The organism is Cryomorphaceae bacterium 1068, assembly GCA_027214385.1.
Lineage (GTDB): Bacteria > Bacteroidota > Bacteroidia > Flavobacteriales_D > Cryomorphaceae > JAKVAV01.
The window spans coordinates 71,044-88,379 of the sequence record JAPVXR010000011.1 but is presented as its reverse complement, the minus strand read 5'-3'; the positions used below and the strand labels follow the sequence as shown (position 1 = coordinate 88,379).

Below are 17,336 nucleotides of genomic sequence, written 5' to 3'. Positions count from 1 at the left end.
TCATTCGATGATTATTTTTTGGCTAAAATTGGTATCCCCGTCTTTGATTAATACGGTATAAATTCCAGGTGGCAGATGCTCTACTGACAAGTATTGCTCACTGTTAATTTGCTTCTGTAAAATGAGTTTACCCGTGACATCAAACAAGGAGATTTGATCGATTGGTTCGGCCCACGAAATGCTTTCGGTGGCAGGGTTAGGAAAAAATATCTGACGATTTTTTTGTACCTCATCCAAGGAGAGGGTGCAGGAAGAAAAATCGGGGTTGAGGTAATCTAAAGAGGGCGAAGTAAAGCAGCGCAATTCCAAATTTGTTTCAATATCGCAGATCCCGAATTTTCCGAAGGGAATGATAAACATGGCTGGGTCGCCCATATATTCCCAAACCGTGCGTGTAGCAGGAAACATTTCTATCATCCCTTCGAATCCCGATAAGTGGCTGTAAGTAACCTGCAATACTGCCAATTCTTGCCCGTCAATGGTTACGGTAGTAAGCCCGGAAACAGTTGCGCTCATACTCTCTTGCGTTCCATTCAAGTCCACGGTATAAATCCACTCTGCTCCGTCGCTGTAAATCATCCCAATGGCGAAAGAGTCCATTTCTTGGGTAGCGTAATAAACGGTGTCGTTTGATTCGTACATGTAGTAAGGCGGCTCATTGTGCAAGCAGCCCAACCCCGAAGGAAGCGGTTCGATCTTACTGCACGGCTGTCCCAAGAAATCAGTAAGCTCAGTGACAGAATAAGTGGTAGTTATATCTTCTTGACTGATATCGCCTACACTGTTCCAATTGTAAACCCAAGTAGTTCCCAACTCAAACCACTCGGCATCTTGAGCCGAAGTTGAGATGGAAAAAATGAAAAAGACAAAAAAGAAAAACGGTTTCATAATCTAAATTCTAAGTTTGTTTCTAAATCCTCCTACTTCCAATCAACTCCTTTCGAAAACAATATAATGAACGAATCTCATTTCAAAAAACTAGAAGAGCTCTTCCATAGTGCCAAAATCAACCGAATTCCCTTCGAGGGAATGACCTTGAAAGTGAGTGAAGGGGCAGCAGAAATCACCTATCCGGTGTCTTCCGATTTTTTTCACAAAATGGAAGCCCTACACGGATCGGTCTATTTCAAAATGCTGGATGATGCGGCCTATTTTGCCGTGAATTCGATCGTACCCGAATACTTTGTGGTAACCACATCATTCTCAATCGATCTGCTAAGACCCGTCACGGGAGGAACACTTAGCGCAAAGGGCACCTTAAGCTTCACTTCAAAAAACCTATGGGTAGCTGAAGCGGTTTTACTGGATGAGCGAGGTCGAAAAATTGCTATCGGAAAGGGAAGATTTGTAAAGAGTCGGTTTATCTTGTCGGAAGCTTAGCGGAAAACTTCATGAGAAAAAACGTTCTGATTCTGTTTGCATTTCTTCCCTTTTGGGGATTTGGACAGGAAGTAATCAAAGGTAAAATCACTGACTCCAAATCAGGCGAGAGTCTCCCCTTTGTGCATATTATTTCGGCGAAAGCCAAAGCAGTAAGCGACATAGAAGGTAACTACACGTTGCGTGTACCTCGCAATACAAACCTCGCTGACAGCATTGAATTTTCCGTGATTGGCTATGCAAAAAAGAAAATCACCTTTAGTGATTTGGCGGAAAGCCCAAAAGTGAAAATGGAAAAATCGGCTCTTGATCTGGCTGTATTCACGGTGGTAGCGAAAGAGGATCCCGCGTATGCGATGATTCGAAAAGCAGTTAAAATGCGGAAGCAAAACGACCCCGAACAGCTCCCGAAATTTCGATACCATTCATACAATAAGGCCTACTTGGATATGGATCGGAGCGACGAGCAAATAAAGCGAGAAATAGATTCCTCCAACTTTGCCAACGCGCATTTCATGATGTTGGAAAGTGCCACCGAGGTAACTTTCGAGCAGCCGAATAAAGTGAAAGAACGGGTCTTAGCCAATCAAATTTCAGGGTTTTCGAATCCGTTATTCTCTCTCCAATCCAATTCGTTTCAACCATTTTCAAGCTACTCCGCCTATCTGAAATTCATCGATTTTGATTTCCTCAATCCGATAAGTCCGAATAGCGACGGACGGTATTTGTTTCAATTGGAAGACAGCGTCGAAACCGCAGAGGGAAAAGCTTATGTCATTGCTTTTCAGCCTAGAAAAAATGCCAATGGAAACCTCCTTGAAGGAAGCATCACTCTCGACGCCAATGAGTGGGCTATCGTGACCATTCAAGCGAAGAACTCGGGAGAGCACAACTTAGCGAGTTTTGAAATCAGGCAGCAATACCAAAAGGTGAACGGTCATTGGTTTCCCGAGCAATCAAGTTCTCGGTATATTTTCACCGAGTCCGAGCCACCAATATGGGTGATCAGCAATACCTACATCGATTCGGTGGAGTACGAATTTGACCCGGGACGCTTTGGCATTGCCAATGTGGAAATAACAAAGGACGCGAACAATCAAACCGCTGAAAGCTGGAAGCCCTATCGGCAAGTAGACCTTACTGACGAAGAAAGCAATACATACAAAGTTTACGATACACTTGATACGCGAATCTTAAAAGCATTTGATTGGACCATGAGCCAATCAGCCTCCCTCGCCCGAGGCCGTTTTAGCATTGGTAAGGCCGATATTCTTTTGCCGCACATTTTGGGATTTAATCAATACGAGGGTTTGCGCTTGGGTATCGGTTTGTCCACCAATGACAAACTCATTAAATGGATGAGTCCTGAAGCCTATTTCGCCTATGGTTTTCGCGATAAAGAGATGAAATATGGTGGCGGGTTGCGCTTCAGAATCCAGCCAAAGCGAGAGTTTGAATTCTATGTGGGTTACGAAAACGATGTAGACGAACCGGGTAGATCAAGCACCGAAAACATGGGTGGATTCCTAAAATTGGGAGAGGTCGAGCGTGACTTGTTCATCCGCTTTATGAATCCTTACGAAGCATATAAAGCTGAACTCAAGTACCGCCCGATGCGCGACGTTCGAACAACCCTGAGCATCCGGAATGAACGGCGGAATTTTGAAAGAACGAATCGTACAGATGCCTCTTTCGAGGAGTACAACCTCACGACAACCGAAGTTGGAATCTTGGTAGAATACAATCCAGGCGAAGCGCTCATGATGGTCGGAAGCACCTTGGTGCCTCAAGGGGTTTCGTACCCTCGTATTTCGCTGGAAGTAAATCAAGCCATCAATGAGCTTTTCGAAAGTGAACAAGAATATACCAAAGCAGAATTGCGCGTGATGCATGAAATTAATGTGGCGCGTCTAGGAGCTCTTCGCCTATTTGCTACAGGAGGAAAGATCTGGGCGGACCAAATCAACCAATCCAATTTGATACTTAGCCGCGGTATTTCGGGCGAACGAGATTTGGGAATTGTTGGCTTTGGGTATTTCCACACGATGCCGCTCTATTCTTTTATTAACGATCAATACGCCCAAGCGGGAATTTCCCAAAACTTCGGAAACCCTTTCGGAATGGAATGGGTCTTTTCCAGACCTGAAATTCGACTGATGTATCAAGCGGCAATCGGGAATTTGGAAACGCCTTCGACCTTCGTGCCAGATATGCCACAAGTTACCATGGACAGAGCCTATCTGGAAGGAGGAATAGTGATTGACAATATCTTGCGCTACAAGGGCGGAAGTCTCTACTATTCGGGTCTTGGCATAGGCGTTTTCTACCGACACGGCTATTATGAGTTGCCTTCATTCGGCGACAATCTGGCTTATGCAGTGAGCTTCGCAATCAGTTTTTAAGCTATATTCACTTAGCAACTTTTTAGAGTATGAGCGAAAATGAAATTGAAATACTAGATTTTGAACAAAATCAGGAAGAGGAACTGATTGAAGGCATTGAAGGCATTGAAGAGAGCAAATTACTGCAATCCATTTGGCTGCGACCAAAAGACACGTTGAGGTACATCCTCAAGAAATGCCCCGATAAGTACATCACCCAACTTCTTATAATCGGAGGAGCTGTGTCGGCTTTAGGAAATGCCTTGGATGGTGCGCCACTTTTTGACTTGGGACCTTGGTTCTCTTTGGTGGTCATTGTCATAATAGGAGCCATACTTGGCCCTTTGGCCAATATGGTTTTTGCAGCGATTCTGAGCATGGTCGGGAGATGGATCGGAGGAAAAGGCAATTACAGTAGAACACTCACTATTGTAGCATGGTCTATGGTTCCAAATATTGCAGGAGTGGTCCTTCTCTTTTTTCAAATTGGCTTTTTTGGACCCTATTTCACGTTCTACTCCGGTGATATTGAGATTGTCGTACTGGGGCTGACCAAGTCTGAAATGATTCTGTACTTGCTCGCTTTTCTCAGTATAGTTGTCTCGATTTGGGCCGCCGTATTACTGGTTATAGGTTTGAGCCTGGCTCATAATTTCGGAATCGGAAAGGCCATTTTAAATCTGGTCATTCCAGTATTAATCATTGTAATTCCAATTGGCATTTTCGCATTTATTATGGGAGATTTATTCAACACTTTTTAGCAAAACAAAAGATCGCTCTCAGTTTGAAGCTGGAATACTACTAGTTAAAATAGCTTCAAGGGCGGTTTATAGCTCCCAGCCAAAACCAGTAACAATCACATAATCGGTTTGAGAAGCCCCGGGTGCGGGCTGGCTATCGTAATTGAGTGTTAGTCCCGTTTTGATATAAAAATCAAATGGCAAGTCATAGGATAAATCGAAGCGGTAGTCGATACGATTACGACCTTCTTCAGTAAAACTCGGATACCAAAGTACATTGGTAAAAAGGTTCAGATCCCCAACGTCGTACATGTTAAGTTCGGTACCCAATACGCCTTCTAAACTCTCCCTGTCTGAAGATACTTCTTCAGGCACCTCCAAAAAGTTTTCGTTGTTAATGGCTACCCCGAGAAATCCATTCCAATACATGTCGTTGTTTCTAAGAATGTAGTATCCCGCGCCTACTGATCCGGTGGTACGCAGATCGATTTGCTGCTCCGTATTGGAGAGAAAGTTCAAAGCTGCACCAAAGAAAATCCCGTTTCGCAATGAATAGTCACCGCCAATTCCTGCCTCTGTTCTACGTATCGGGTCCACATCATCTTGATTCGATCGCACTTGTCGGTAATGTCCGTTTACCGTCCATTGATCCGTCTTGTAGCCCAAGTTTGCAGAAGCATTGTACTGTCGTAGATTACTGGCTTTGGTCAAGCTAAAACCCAAATCTACCGAAGCTGACATCTTACTCCAAAACGATGAATCCAATTGTCTCAGATATACAATCTCATCAATATTCACTTCACGTGTTTGAGCCTCGCCGACTATTTTGAACTTTCCGTTTCCAAGATTCTCAATCTTCGCTTCAGTGAGCAAAGTTCTGTCATCTAAATTGACGGTATACAGTTGATCGCTATAAAACTCCGAGATCTGCTGCCATTCAATCATGAAGTCACTATCGCTGTATTCGGTCTCAATGGTCAGAACCCCGCGGGTCATTTCTTTTACCTCACCCACCATGGTATTTCCATTTCGAAAAATCAATGAATCAGACTGTGCGCAAACAGATTGCGCCAAGGAAATAAATGTCAGAAAGAATAAAATCTTTTTCATTTAGTTTGGATCATACAGGTTCAAAAAACGAAACTAAAAAAAATACGGAACAGGCCTTGTAAACAATCTGATTGACGGTTAGTTGTGAGACTCGCAAGTTCTATGCAGCGCGATTAATAAATTCTCAACACAAGCTCGAAGGTTTGAGAAACTGAGAACCATCCTTACATTTACACCTGCACCTTTTGCAAATAATAAGATTCATACGAATATGAGCGATACGATAATACTACTGGGAAGTGCGAGAAAAGACAGTCATACTCGTACGCTTTTACGAAACGTGTTCAATGGTATTCCACACGATTTAGTGGACTTGCTCGATTTCGAAATTGCACCTTTCGACTATAACGCCAAGTACCCTTCTACGGACCAATTTCAAGAGTTGGCAGACAGAATGGTGAACGCAAAAAGTATCATTTTTGCCACTCCGGTTTACTGGTATTCGATGAGTGGAATCTTAAAGAATTTCATGGACCGATTCACAGACTTGATCAGTGTAGAAAAAGAAAAAGGTCGAGCGCTTGCGGGCAAAAATGTTTTCCTTTTTTCAGTTGGTGCAGACCAGTTTCACCCGGATGGTTTTGAAGTTCCTTTTCGGGAAACCGCCAAATACTTGGGCATGAGATACCACCGTGGAGTTTATATCAGTTCACGTGCCGAAAACTTTGAAGCTGTACAATTGGCTCAAAGCACTTTTCAAAATCACCTGAACTAGCGCCTTTCAGCAAAAATATATCCCTGCCTTGGAGACAATTTTCCTTTTAGAAAATTGACACTAACGTTATTCTCAGGGTAAACCAAATCCCAGTCCCCTGCAGGAACATTCCAATCCACCAGCGCGTTTGTGGCATTAATCACAACTACAACTCGCTTCCATTCATCTTCTTTAGGCGATTCGATTCGGTAGGCTAGAACTCCTGCCGGCGAATCGAGAAAAACCACACGTCCTCTTACTTCATGAGCGGAACCCAAACGAAATGAGGGATGCTCTTTGCGCAGCTTGATCAGCGCTTGGTGCTGCTCCACGTGATACAGATTGAGAGACTTTTCGTCCCAATCCATTTGATTGATGCTATCAGGAGATTGATACGAATTCTCTACTCCGTCCTTAGTTCTTAAGTACTCCACACCCGCATGTAAAAACGGCACTCCCTGAGAAGTCAGGACTACAAAATTGCTCAGGAGATGCATCTCGCGAATCTCTTTTTCACTCGCATCAGGATTGGCAATTTTAAGTTTGTCGTAAAGCGTATGGTTATCGTGACACGAAACGTACACCATGCATTGGTGCGGCTCTGCAGCCCAAGCTGTGTCGGTATTATTCACCGCGGCGTAGTCTATCTGCGGATGCTCTATCCCTCCTACTATTCCAAACTTTACACTTTCGTTCAAATCAAAGTTTCCGCTCACATAACCTTTCGATTCATGGCTACTCCAATGTCCCTTCAAGCCATCGCGAATCTCATCGCTAAAAGCGGCAATACCCGGCATTTGATAGGTATGTGATTTCAATGCTCTTTGTTCAATCGGAAGGGGCGAATCTCCCGCTGTCCATCCTTCGCCATACAAGAGCACATTGGGATTGGTGATCCTCAATTCTTTTTCAATTTCTTTCATGGTCTCCATATCGTGAATGGCCATGAGATCAAAACGAAACCCGTCTACATGGTATTCATTGGCCCAGTATTTCAGCGATTCGATTATGAACTTACGCATCATCGGTTGCTCCGAAGCAGTCTCATTCCCGCATCCACTGGCGTTTCCCAGCGTGCTGTCGTTCCAATGACGGTAGTAATAGCCGGGAACCAATTCCTCGAAAGAGAGACCATCAGTGCGGGAAGTATGGTTGTAGACCACATCCATCACGACGCCTATTCCCTCTTCATGGAGCGATTGCACCATTGCTTTAAACTCTTTGATCCGAATTGCCCCATCAGCGGGATTGGTGGAATAGCTGCCTTCGGGGACATTGTAATTTTGTGGATCATAACCCCAATTATATTGTGGTTCGTCCAGCCTGGTTTCGTCTATGGTATGGAAATCAAATGAAGGTAAAAGATGCACATGTGTCACGCCCATTTCCTTGAGGTGATCAACTCCCGTGCTGAAACCTTTTGAATTTTTTGTTCCCCTTTCGGTGAAGGCCAAAAATTTCCCTTTGTTTTCCATTCCCGAGTTTTCAGAAATCGAGAAGTCACGGACATGAACTTCGTAAACCAAAAAGTCATTGGGCTTCATACCCGAGAAATCAGGCTTGGCATCTGAGGACCAATTTTCGGGATTGGCTTCAGAGGGATTGATCAGCTGGCCTCGTTTTCCATTTCTACCCACTGCTTTGGCATAAGGGTCAGGAACCTCATCGCTCCAACCATCTCGGTGTTCTGCTTGAAAAGTATAGTAAAGTCCTGTCTTGTCATTGGTCAATTTTGCCTGCCATACTCCATTTTCAACTTTACCCATATCAATGACCTCAATAGGCTGAGTCACTCCTAAGTCACTTTTGTATAAATTAAGCCTCATTGATTTTGCCACGGGTGACCAAACTTTTAGGATCATGGCTTCCGGTTGAAAGGTCAATCCCAAATCAGACTTCCGGTAAATAGGGTATTCGCTCACTTGAATTTGTTTTTCCGCTCTTTCTTGACAGCTTGTAAAGAGTATTGTGCTAAATAAAAGAAAGACGTAGGTTAGAAGAATAGAAAACTTCATAAGTTAGTTTAATGAGGGCTCGTGAATTCCTGATTTCTCACCAAATCTAATCAATAGAAAAAACAAAATGATAGAATCATATTTCACCGCTACTCATCATTACTTGGTTTATTAGGAGAAGGCATTGAACATCCGCCGATCAAAAAAATGACCATGACCAGGAGCTTTAAACGGAGTCAAAAAACAGTCAAAAAGTGTTCATTTAATGTTAACTAATGACAGCCAAGCATTGTTGAACCCTATATATCAACACCTTAAAGTTTTCAACAAATTAACTATTCATTGTTAATTACTTCGGAATTCGACTAGAATATTGGGGATTAAGTTCTGTTACTTCGATTTTGATAAAACTCAACAACCTAACTTAAAAAAAGAGTTATGAAAAAGTATTTAGTTATAGCAGTTGCAGCACTGCTAATCGGCTCAACAGCCAACGCACAAGATGTATTTAAACAACAAGGTGGTGAGCAGAACATCGAGTTCTTGTTTGCTCCCCTAGGCGGAAGCCCGATTGGAATCAACGGCATCAAGTACAGAAAATTCACATCAGCTACTACAGCTTTTCGTGCAACTGTTTTCTTGGGTTTCAGCAGTGAAACTGACATAATGCTAGCGGAAGATGAAGATCAGACAGAATTGAAAATGAACATGTCTGAATTCAACATCACTATCGCACCTGGTATTGAAAGACATTTCCCGGGTACTGACAGACTTTCTCCTTACTATGGAGCCGAAGCACTTATCGGTTTTTCTAACATGAGACAAAAGGACGAAGTGTTAGTTGGTGATGACGTAGAAGAGAACACGACTAAAGACGGATCATTAACACTTGGTGCTAACGCTATTTGTGGTGTTGACTACTATTTCCATGACAATATTTACATCGGAGCAGAATTAGGATTCGGTCTTCAGTTTACTACTGATTTTGACACGGTTTCTGAATCAACAATTGAAGGTGCTGATACTGTTGAAACGCCAAATGGAAACTCTTTCGGCATCGGACCAAATGTAGTTGGACAAATCAGAGCCGGTTTCTTGTTCTAAGATTCCGTAACTTCGGATATTAAGAACCAAAAGAAATCAGTTTTATGAAACGTCTATTAAAAAGTAGTTCGATCTTGATGTTAGCCTCAGGGCTTCTTCTTGTCACTTCTTGCTCGAAAAATGACGATGCCGTCGTTGGCCCCGCCTATTCTGATACGAAGCAAGTAACTGATAAGGATACACAAGAATCGATAGAAAACCTCGCGGATAAAGTACCTGCCATTTCTTGGTACAATTCGACGATGGATAAAATCATCAAGTTTGATCCGAAAAACAAAACCAAGTCTTTCAGCTTTTCCGACCCGAATCCGGGATGGAATTTTAGCAGTAGCGAAGGTGTCGTTTGGGCTCCAGCCGAAAATGGAGGAGGAATTCTCTTTGTCGGTGCAGGAGCATTCGGAGGAAATGCCGGTGGCGGAGGTTCGGTTGTTGCCGGAAACGCTGTCTTGAATATTTCAAGCACATTTTGTTTCTCAGCATCAGAAGAAGCTTTGGGACTTGACCTCTTCGAATTTGGAGGACCTGAGTTTGATGGTATTTCGGGTGTGATTGGCTTTGCGGGTGACCTCGAAGCATTGGCAACCGGAGACTTTGAAGACCCGAATGAAATCTTTGATTTCTTTCAGGGTATTGCCTACTACATCGTTTACGATAATGAGGCAAATGGAAATTATGACATCCTCAACTGGTTTGATGAGCTCGACGGTGACACCGAGCCTGACGACTTGGGTGGAAATGGTTTTGCTTGGGTATACGAGTTCTCAGCTGACGAATTTGGAGTTTACTTCTCTAAATCAGGACAGTTGAACGTATCAGGTGGGTCAATGTCATTTAACGGCGAGTACTTTGGATTGGTTCTCGGAGATTTCTTCGATGATCCGGACGATCCTGAAGACGACGACATTTTCGAATTCGATTTTGTTGAAGTTGAAGGATTCGGAACCATGGGTTGCCAATAATTCAAGCTTATATTTAAAAAGAGCCCTCCTCGTGAGGGCTTTTTTTATGTCCATAAATTCAGCTGCCCTTTGGGAGGTCTGCGAAAAAGAGAGGTATCAAAATCGGGGATCTTGCGTCCAGGTAAATACCTCTCTCTTGCTATCTCCATCGTGCGCTTAACCATAGATGCGTAATTTCCTTCCCCTTTCATTCTAGTACCGAAGCGACTGTCCTTGAGTTTTCCGCCATGCGCATTGGCCACTTGATGCAATACTTTACCTGCACGATCTGGGTAATTCTCGCGAATCCATTCCTCGAAAATATCAGCGATTTGCCCGTTTAATCTCACCATCGTGTAGCCCACTTTCAGCGCTCCTCTGACAGTCACTTCCTTTACCAAAGGCAAGATTTCGTGGCTGTTGAGTCCGGGGATAATCGGTGCCATCATCACTCCCGTTGGAATACCAGCTTCAAAAAGACTTTCCAGTGTTTTTAGTCGCTGAGCTACTGTAGCCGTGCGGGGTTCCATTTTCCTTCGTAGCTCTTCATCGAGAGTGGTAATACTCAAATAGACGCGCACCAAGTTTTGAGCGGCCAAGTCTTTTAGAATATCAAGGTCACGAGTAATCAATGCGTTCTTGGTAATTATTCCGACAGGATGGCGATATTCCTGAAAAACCTCAAGCAGGGATCTCGTAATTTTTAGCTTTCGCTCTATGGGTTGGTAGCAATCGGTATTTCCAGAAAGGGAGATGGCCACCGGCTTCCAGCTGCGGGAATCGAGCTTCTTTCGAAGCAGCTCAGCTGCGTTTTTTTTCACCATAATTTTTCGCTCGAAGTCCACTCCCGCAGAGTAGCCCCAATACTCATGGGAGTTGCGTGCATAGCAATACACACACCCGTGCTCGCAGCCTTGGTAAGGATTGATGGAAAAATCCATTCCTACATCGGGACTTAAAACCTTGTTGACGATGGTTTTGGGATATACTTCCAAAAAAGTGGTGCGACCCGCATCCTCATCGGGTGGCAAGTCGATTCCCTCTTCGTGTTCACGCGAATACTCCTGCTTGAAAAATCGATTGTGCGGATTAATGGAAGCACCTCGACTCGAATTCTTTTTTATCATATTATTGGCTTGCAAATTTAATTAGTATAAAACTTGTGTCCAACTTTTTGGAGATACACGGACCTAATCAGTACTTTTCCTAACCTCATTATGAAAAGGCAACTTCTTTTGCTTCTATTTTTTCTGGTTTACTCGATGCTAAATGCAGCAGACACCGAGTCAGACATCATTTTGTCCATTAAGACAAAAATGACGGAAGAACCTACAACCGGAGATTTGCTGAGCATATACAACGACCTAGCTTGGGAATATTCTACTAGTAATTTTGATAGCGCCACCCATTATGTACAACTAGCACTTGCACTAGCCGAAGAGGAAAACTCTACCTATTGGCGAGCGGTCTCAATGGAAATGAATGCCATTCTTTTCGAAATGAGTGGGAACTTGGACCAAGCCATAAAGCTATACCTCGAAGTAATTCCTCTGAGAAATGAATTGGGCGGTGAAGGCCTGGAAAACACCTTCAATAATATGGCAGTAATTTTCAGGGTTCAGGAAAACCACAGAAAAGCCTTAGAATATTTCAAAAAGAGCTATGACCTAGAGGTAAAGAAAGGCAGCAAAAGAGGCATGGCGGGAAGCCTAAACAATATTGCTATATCGTATAAAAAAATGGGAGCCCTTGATAGCGTCCCAAACTTGCTCAGAAGATCTCTTCAATTGGCTGAGGAGGCAGGTAGTGAAAGTATCGTTCTGCATTGCCTACTCAACTTAGGTGATTGGTATTTTCAGCAAGAAATAAATGACTCAGCCAAATTTTTCTATGATCAAGCTCTTCCTCTTGCCGAAAAATTGGACGATGAAGCCTCGGGTTGCGTGGCTCGAATAGGATTGGCTGAAATGCTCAGTGTCGAAGGAGATTATACCAAAGCGGTGCGGGAATACAAAATTGCACTTGAGGAAGCCATTGCCCTGCACTCACCTGACTACCAATCCAGAGCACATCTGGGTCTGGCAAGAGTTTACAATTCCAAAAAAGAATATCAAAAAGGATACGAGCAGCTCGAAAAGTATCTCGATCTGAGAGAAAAACTATCGAGCGAAGAGCTAGTACGAAACACGAATGAATTAGAACAGAAATACCAAAGTGCCAAAAAGGAGCAAGAAATAACCGAGTTGGAATTGGCAGCAATCGAACAGAATTTGGCAGCAGCCAAAAATGAAAATCAGCGCAGGCTTTTGTTCTTTTTCGCCATCCTTTTAATCGGAGTACTGGGATTTATGACATACCGTTTTTTCAACCAAAGAAAAGTGGCTAAGCTTTTGAGGTCGAAGAATGAAACCATCGCCGAAGCCCTTTCTGAACGCGAACTTCTCTTGCGAGAAATTCACCATCGGGTGAAGAACAACCTTCAAGTGGTAAGTTCCCTGCTGAGCATTCAAGGTCGCGAGATTAAAGACGAAAAAGCGAAAGATGCTATTAGCGAAAGCAAAAACCGCGTGCACTCCATGGCGCTCATTCACCAATACCTCTATAGCGATAAAGAGCTGGCAAGCATAAATATGGAGGAGTACATCCCGAACTTGTGTAAAAAACTGTTTAATGCCTACAAGCTCGACCACGACCTCATCGATTTAAAAATTGAAGTTGAGCCTATTTCGCTCGACATCGACACGGCTATCCCGCTCGGGATTATCATCAACGAATTGATCACCAACTCCCTGAAGTACGCTTTTGACGCTAACGATGAAGGGCAGATCTCAGTCACATTTGCCGAAAGGCAGAATCAACTGATGCTCACGGTAAGTGACAGCGGGAAAGGAATGCAGGGCAAGACAAGATCTGAACTCTCTTTTGGGATGAAATTGATCAGGGCCTTTGAAGAAAAGCTTCAAGCAAAAATTGAAATTTTGGAAAACGGGGGCTTTGAAGTAATTTGTACCATTGGAAAATACAAGAGACTTTGGCCGAAAAATATCGCATCCTAGTAGTAGAAGATGAGCCGCTTATAGCGGAAGATTTAGTTGGGTTCCTAGAAGAGAACAATTTTGAGACAGTAGGTATAGCTCACAACTACACGTCTGCCATCGAAAAAATCAAGCATGCAAATCCGCAAGCTGTCCTTCTAGACATCAATTTGGGAGAAGAAAAGGACGGTATCGATATCGGGCAAGAAATACGCGATCATTACAATATCCCCTTCATCTACCTCACCAGTTATTCGGGAAAACAGGTTTTAGAACGCGCCAAGAAAACCCGACCTGACGGGTATCTACTCAAGCCATTCGACGGAAGGGATGTGATGACTTCTTTGGAAATTGCGATTTACAATCACCTGGAGAAAACACAGAGTACGCTGGACATCGACAACATCAATCGCTCTATTCCAGTGCCACTTAGCCCCAGAGAGTATGATCTCCTACTCCACTTGCGAGAGGGTAAGACAAATAAGGAAATCGCCGACTCCATGTATGTTTCGGTCAACACTGTTAAGACCCACTTGCTTCATCTTTTTGAAAAGTTGGATGTCTCGAACCGTACGCAGGCCATTTTTAAAATCTTGGAGTTTTTGCGTTAAAGGGATCTGGAAAGCATTAAGTACAAAGTATTAGTTAGTAAGCCGAAAGATTGAGAAGCATCTAAGTGAGAATCGACTTCCATTATCAAGTTTGACCTGCTCTTCACATAGTTTCAAGTGTTGAAGATGATAAAAATGCATTACTTAACAGCCCTTAATACTGATACCTTAACACCTAATAATGTACGTATTAAGTATTATGTCCCGGGCTTAATCGCAATCAAATTTATGACGAGTTCTGCAATTAGACGTGGTATTAGGATTTAAAGGTTACGGTGATCCAAGCTTACGCACAACTCTTCGTACTGATGTCTTTGTACTTAATACTTAAAAAAGCAAAATCACCCATATGGGTGAAAGCCCTCCCGAATGCATACCGCACCTTTGGTTCAATCAATTTAATAACCAAAGAACAACCATTATGAAAGTAGTAAGCACGTTTCTTGGGCTTTGTGCGATTCTGTTTAGCACAAGTCTTTTTTCTCAACCACTTAATGACAATTGTGCGGATGCCATCACACTTTCAGTTGGCACCGAGTGTATATCGGAAGATTACACCTCCATTTCGGCAACTGCCGAAGACCTGACCATAGCTGAAAATCCAACTTGCGGTTTTTACCAAGGAGGCGATGTTTGGTTTTCCTTCGAAGTGCCGGCCTCAGGAAATTTTAGGATTGACTTAAGTGGAAACAGCTATTCTCTTTATGAAGGTAGTTGCGGTGCATTTACCGAAATACTCTGCGAAAGCAAAGCGGTAAACTTCGCAAGACCTGACCTAAGTGGGGAAACACTTTACATCAGAGCATTTCGATTTAACAATGCATCAGGAAATGACTTTTCTTTATGTGTCTGGGAAATCAATCCACCCGCCAATGACAATTGTGCGAACGCCACTTCGTTAGCATTGGGCACTGAATGTATTTCCCAAGACTATTCTACGAAGGAGTCTACCTCGGAAGACGCAAGTATCGCCGCTAACCCTTCCTGCGGATTCTATCAAGGAACCGATAGCTGGTTTAGTTTTGAAGTTCCTGCTTCGGGAAATTTCAGAGTCGAGTCGAGCAGCACTCAATATGTATTGTACACCGGATCATGCGGGAGCTTTACTGAAATCGACTGCAACTCAGGATCATTCAATTACCGAGAGTCAGGTCTCGCAGGTCAAACCGTATATCTGCGAACATATCGCTTCAATAGCTCACAGGGCAGTGACTATTCGCTTTGCGTTTGGGAATACTCGCCCCAACCCAATGATAACTGTGCCGATGCGATCACTCTCCCTATTCAGACAACTTGCAACTACCAGACTTTCAGTCATACCTTAAGTACGGCCGAGGATGTGTCCGTAGCCGAAAATCCTTCTTGTGGTTTTTACCAAGGAGGCGACACCTGGTTTACATTCACGGTACCTGCTTCGGGGCAATTCAGAATTGATGCAACCAACTCGTATTGGTCTTTGTATGAAGGCAGTTGTGGTGGCTTTACCGAACTGGTCTGCGACAATGGAGCGCTGAATTTTAATGACCCTACCCTAGCGGGAGAGACTCTTTATCTCCGAACTTTTCGATTTAACAATGATCAAGGGTCGATTTATGACATCTGCATCACTGCCATTAATACTCCCGCAAACGACAATTGCGCCAATGCATTGGAAATCGCTTTCAGCGATACTTGTTTATCCGAAGCCTTTTCCACTCAGTTTACGACGGCTGAATCCGAAGATATTGCGCCAAATCCTTCTTGCGGATTCTTCCAAGGAGGAGATATTTGGTTCTCATTTCAGGCACCACCGATGGGACAATTTACATTGAACAGACCATCGGGAACTCAACAGTTGGCTTTTTATACGGGTAGCTGCGGCGATTTTACCGAAATATTGTGCGAAGGTGATGATGAAATTATTTTTGATGATCCGAGTCTTGGTGGCGAAACAATCTTTATACGTGCTTTCCGATTCAATAACCGCCAAGGCTCGGACTTCGAATTGTGCCTGCTAACTGATGAGCTCTCGCCAAATGACGATTGCGCAGACGCTATTGGACTCAACGTAAATCCATCGGAATGCAACTATAACTTTTTCGGATCATACAACGCTACGGATGAAGTGGGTGTAGCCGACCCGAGCTGCGGCCAATATCAGGGAGACGACATCTGGTTTACTTTTGAAGTTCCGGCCAATGGAAAGTTTGCCATTCAAAGGCAAAATGTTGTGGGCAATTTTGGCTACAGCCTTTACACAGGAACTTGTGGGAGTTTTAGCAGTCAAATTTGCGCGAATACCCCTCAGCAGAATGTTTTTGACAATCCTGCCTTGGCCGGACAAACACTATACCTCAGAGCTTGGAACAGAAACAGCACCATCGGTGGAGTATTCGGCTTGTGCATCGTAGAAGTGGACTGCAACAACACTATTGGAGGTACAGCCTTTATCGACAATTGCGACGATTGCGTAGGAGGTACTACGGGCATTGAAGAGTGCGTACCCGATTGCAACGGCGATTTTGGCGGAACGGCCTTTATAGATGAATGTGATGACTGCGTTGGCGGATTGACAGGACTAGAGGCTTGTGTTCAAGACTGCAACGGCGACTTTGGTGGAACCGCTTTTATTGACAATTGTGGTACCTGCGTAGAAGGGAACACCGGACTCGAAGCTTGTCTACCTGATTGCAACGGCGACTTTGGAGGAACAGCCTTCTTAGACACTTGCGAAGAATGCGTAGGCGGAGATACAGGTGAAGAGCCTTGCTGTCCCATCCCCTTCCCTGCTCTGGACGAAGCTAGCTTGACGACTCAGGTCAACGCTACGAATGTGAATATCGGCTGGGGATCTATCTTAGGACAAGTAGGGTGCCAAGTTCAATTGCGCTTGGCGGGTGCTACCTCCCTATTGGGTTCTACCATCGTGGGGGGTGATACTGATGCATTTACCATTCCCGGAAGTGTACTCCAGATCAATCAGAATTATGAATGGAGAGTGCGCTGCGGTTGTTCCCAAACTCCGGTTATTGCAGGTCCATTTAGTTCGTGGCAATTTTTCTCTACAGCGGTGGACGCGAGCATTACGGCAGCTCCAAACCCCGTGTCAGACAATACTACAATAACCGTCAAATCAGACTTTGCAGACAATGCCACAGTCGCCGTATTTGATTTGAACGGAAGACAAGTAGCACAACTTTACGCTGGTGAAATCCAAGCAGACCAAAGCTACCGTTTAACCTTTGACGCTTCTAGTTTACCCAATGGCGTTTACATCTGCCGGTATACCGGCCAATCTAAAACAACCATAACCAAGATCATGGTAGCGCGCTAACCGAGCATCGGTTATCACTAGTGATGATGGCCGCAGCCCACTTTGGGCTGCGGCCATTTTTTTACAAGAGTTTGT

General features: G+C 43.9%; 13 protein-coding genes. 9 read left to right on the top strand and 4 right to left on the bottom strand.

What is annotated here, in order from left to right; all coding sequences use genetic code 11:
* Positions 1–888, bottom strand: coding sequence for a T9SS type A sorting domain-containing protein (locus O3Q51_13485; protein MCZ4409827.1), 888 nt, complete (start codon positions 886–888; stop codon positions 1–3).
* A gap of 66 nt (positions 889–954) precedes the next feature.
* On the opposite strand from O3Q51_13485, the gene O3Q51_13480 reads away from it, so the two are divergent.
* The 3 genes from O3Q51_13480 to O3Q51_13470 are packed head-to-tail and all read left to right on the top strand — an operon-like array spanning position 955 to position 4,522.
* Positions 955–1,380, top strand: coding sequence for a PaaI family thioesterase (locus O3Q51_13480; protein ID MCZ4409826.1), 426 nt, complete (start codon positions 955–957; stop codon positions 1,378–1,380).
* A gap of 11 nt (positions 1,381–1,391) precedes the next feature.
* Positions 1,392–3,782, top strand: a complete 2,391-nt coding sequence (locus O3Q51_13475; protein MCZ4409825.1) for a DUF5686 family protein — start codon at positions 1,392–1,394, stop codon at positions 3,780–3,782.
* A gap of 29 nt (positions 3,783–3,811) precedes the next feature.
* Entirely contained in the window at positions 3,812–4,522 is a 711-nt protein-coding gene (locus O3Q51_13470) for a Yip1 family protein (protein ID MCZ4409824.1), read from the top strand.
* A gap of 66 nt (positions 4,523–4,588) precedes the next feature.
* Here the strand turns inward: O3Q51_13470 and O3Q51_13465 are convergent, their stop codons facing one another.
* Entirely contained in the window at positions 4,589–5,611 is a 1,023-nt protein-coding gene (locus O3Q51_13465) for a DUF481 domain-containing protein (GenBank protein ID MCZ4409823.1), read from the bottom strand.
* 211 nt (positions 5,612–5,822) lie between these two features.
* On the opposite strand from O3Q51_13465, the gene O3Q51_13460 reads away from it, so the two are divergent.
* On the top strand, positions 5,823–6,326 hold the full coding sequence (locus O3Q51_13460) for an NAD(P)H-dependent oxidoreductase (protein MCZ4409822.1): 504 nt from the start codon (positions 5,823–5,825) through the stop codon (positions 6,324–6,326).
* Here the strand turns inward: O3Q51_13460 and pulA are convergent.
* Positions 6,323–8,227 (bottom strand): type I pullulanase, encoded by a 1,905-nt coding sequence (gene pulA / locus O3Q51_13455; GenBank protein MCZ4409821.1) that lies wholly within the window; start codon positions 8,225–8,227, stop codon positions 6,323–6,325. The genes O3Q51_13460 and pulA overlap by 4 nt on opposite strands.
* 471 nt (positions 8,228–8,698) lie before the next feature.
* On the opposite strand from pulA, the gene O3Q51_13450 reads away from it, so the two are divergent.
* Together O3Q51_13450 and O3Q51_13445 are read left to right on the top strand one after the other, a co-directional pair.
* Positions 8,699–9,364 (top strand): BT1926 family outer membrane beta-barrel protein, encoded by a 666-nt coding sequence (locus tag O3Q51_13450; GenBank protein MCZ4409820.1) that lies wholly within the window; start codon positions 8,699–8,701, stop codon positions 9,362–9,364.
* 44 nt (positions 9,365–9,408) lie between these two features.
* Positions 9,409–10,323 carry a hypothetical protein gene (locus O3Q51_13445; GenBank protein MCZ4409819.1) on the top strand — a complete coding sequence of 305 codons (915 nt, stop codon included), beginning with the start codon at positions 9,409–9,411 and terminating at the stop codon, positions 10,321–10,323.
* Between the two features lie 44 nt (positions 10,324–10,367).
* Here O3Q51_13445 and O3Q51_13440 read toward each other — a convergent pair whose 3' ends face one another.
* Positions 10,368–11,429, bottom strand: a complete 1,062-nt coding sequence (locus O3Q51_13440) for a PA0069 family radical SAM protein (GenBank protein MCZ4409818.1) — start codon at positions 11,427–11,429, stop codon at positions 10,368–10,370.
* A gap of 90 nt (positions 11,430–11,519) precedes the next feature.
* Between O3Q51_13440 and O3Q51_13435 the strand changes: the two genes are divergently transcribed.
* The 3 genes from O3Q51_13435 to O3Q51_13425 all read left to right on the top strand — a co-directional run bounded on the left by O3Q51_13435 (position 11,520) and on the right by O3Q51_13425 (position 17,261).
* On the top strand, positions 11,520–13,358 hold the full coding sequence (locus tag O3Q51_13435; GenBank protein MCZ4409817.1) for a tetratricopeptide repeat protein: 1,839 nt from the start codon (positions 11,520–11,522) through the stop codon (positions 13,356–13,358).
* Positions 13,334–13,948: a response regulator transcription factor gene (locus O3Q51_13430; GenBank protein ID MCZ4409816.1), complete on the top strand. Its 615-nt coding sequence runs from the start codon at positions 13,334–13,336 to the stop codon at positions 13,946–13,948. Before O3Q51_13435 ends, O3Q51_13430 begins: the two co-directional genes overlap by 25 nt.
* A 421-nt stretch (positions 13,949–14,369) precedes the next feature.
* Positions 14,370–17,261 carry a T9SS type A sorting domain-containing protein gene (locus O3Q51_13425; GenBank protein MCZ4409815.1) on the top strand — a complete coding sequence of 964 codons (2,892 nt, stop codon included), beginning with the start codon at positions 14,370–14,372 and terminating at the stop codon, positions 17,259–17,261.
* The last annotated feature ends 75 nt before the right edge of the window (positions 17,262–17,336 follow it).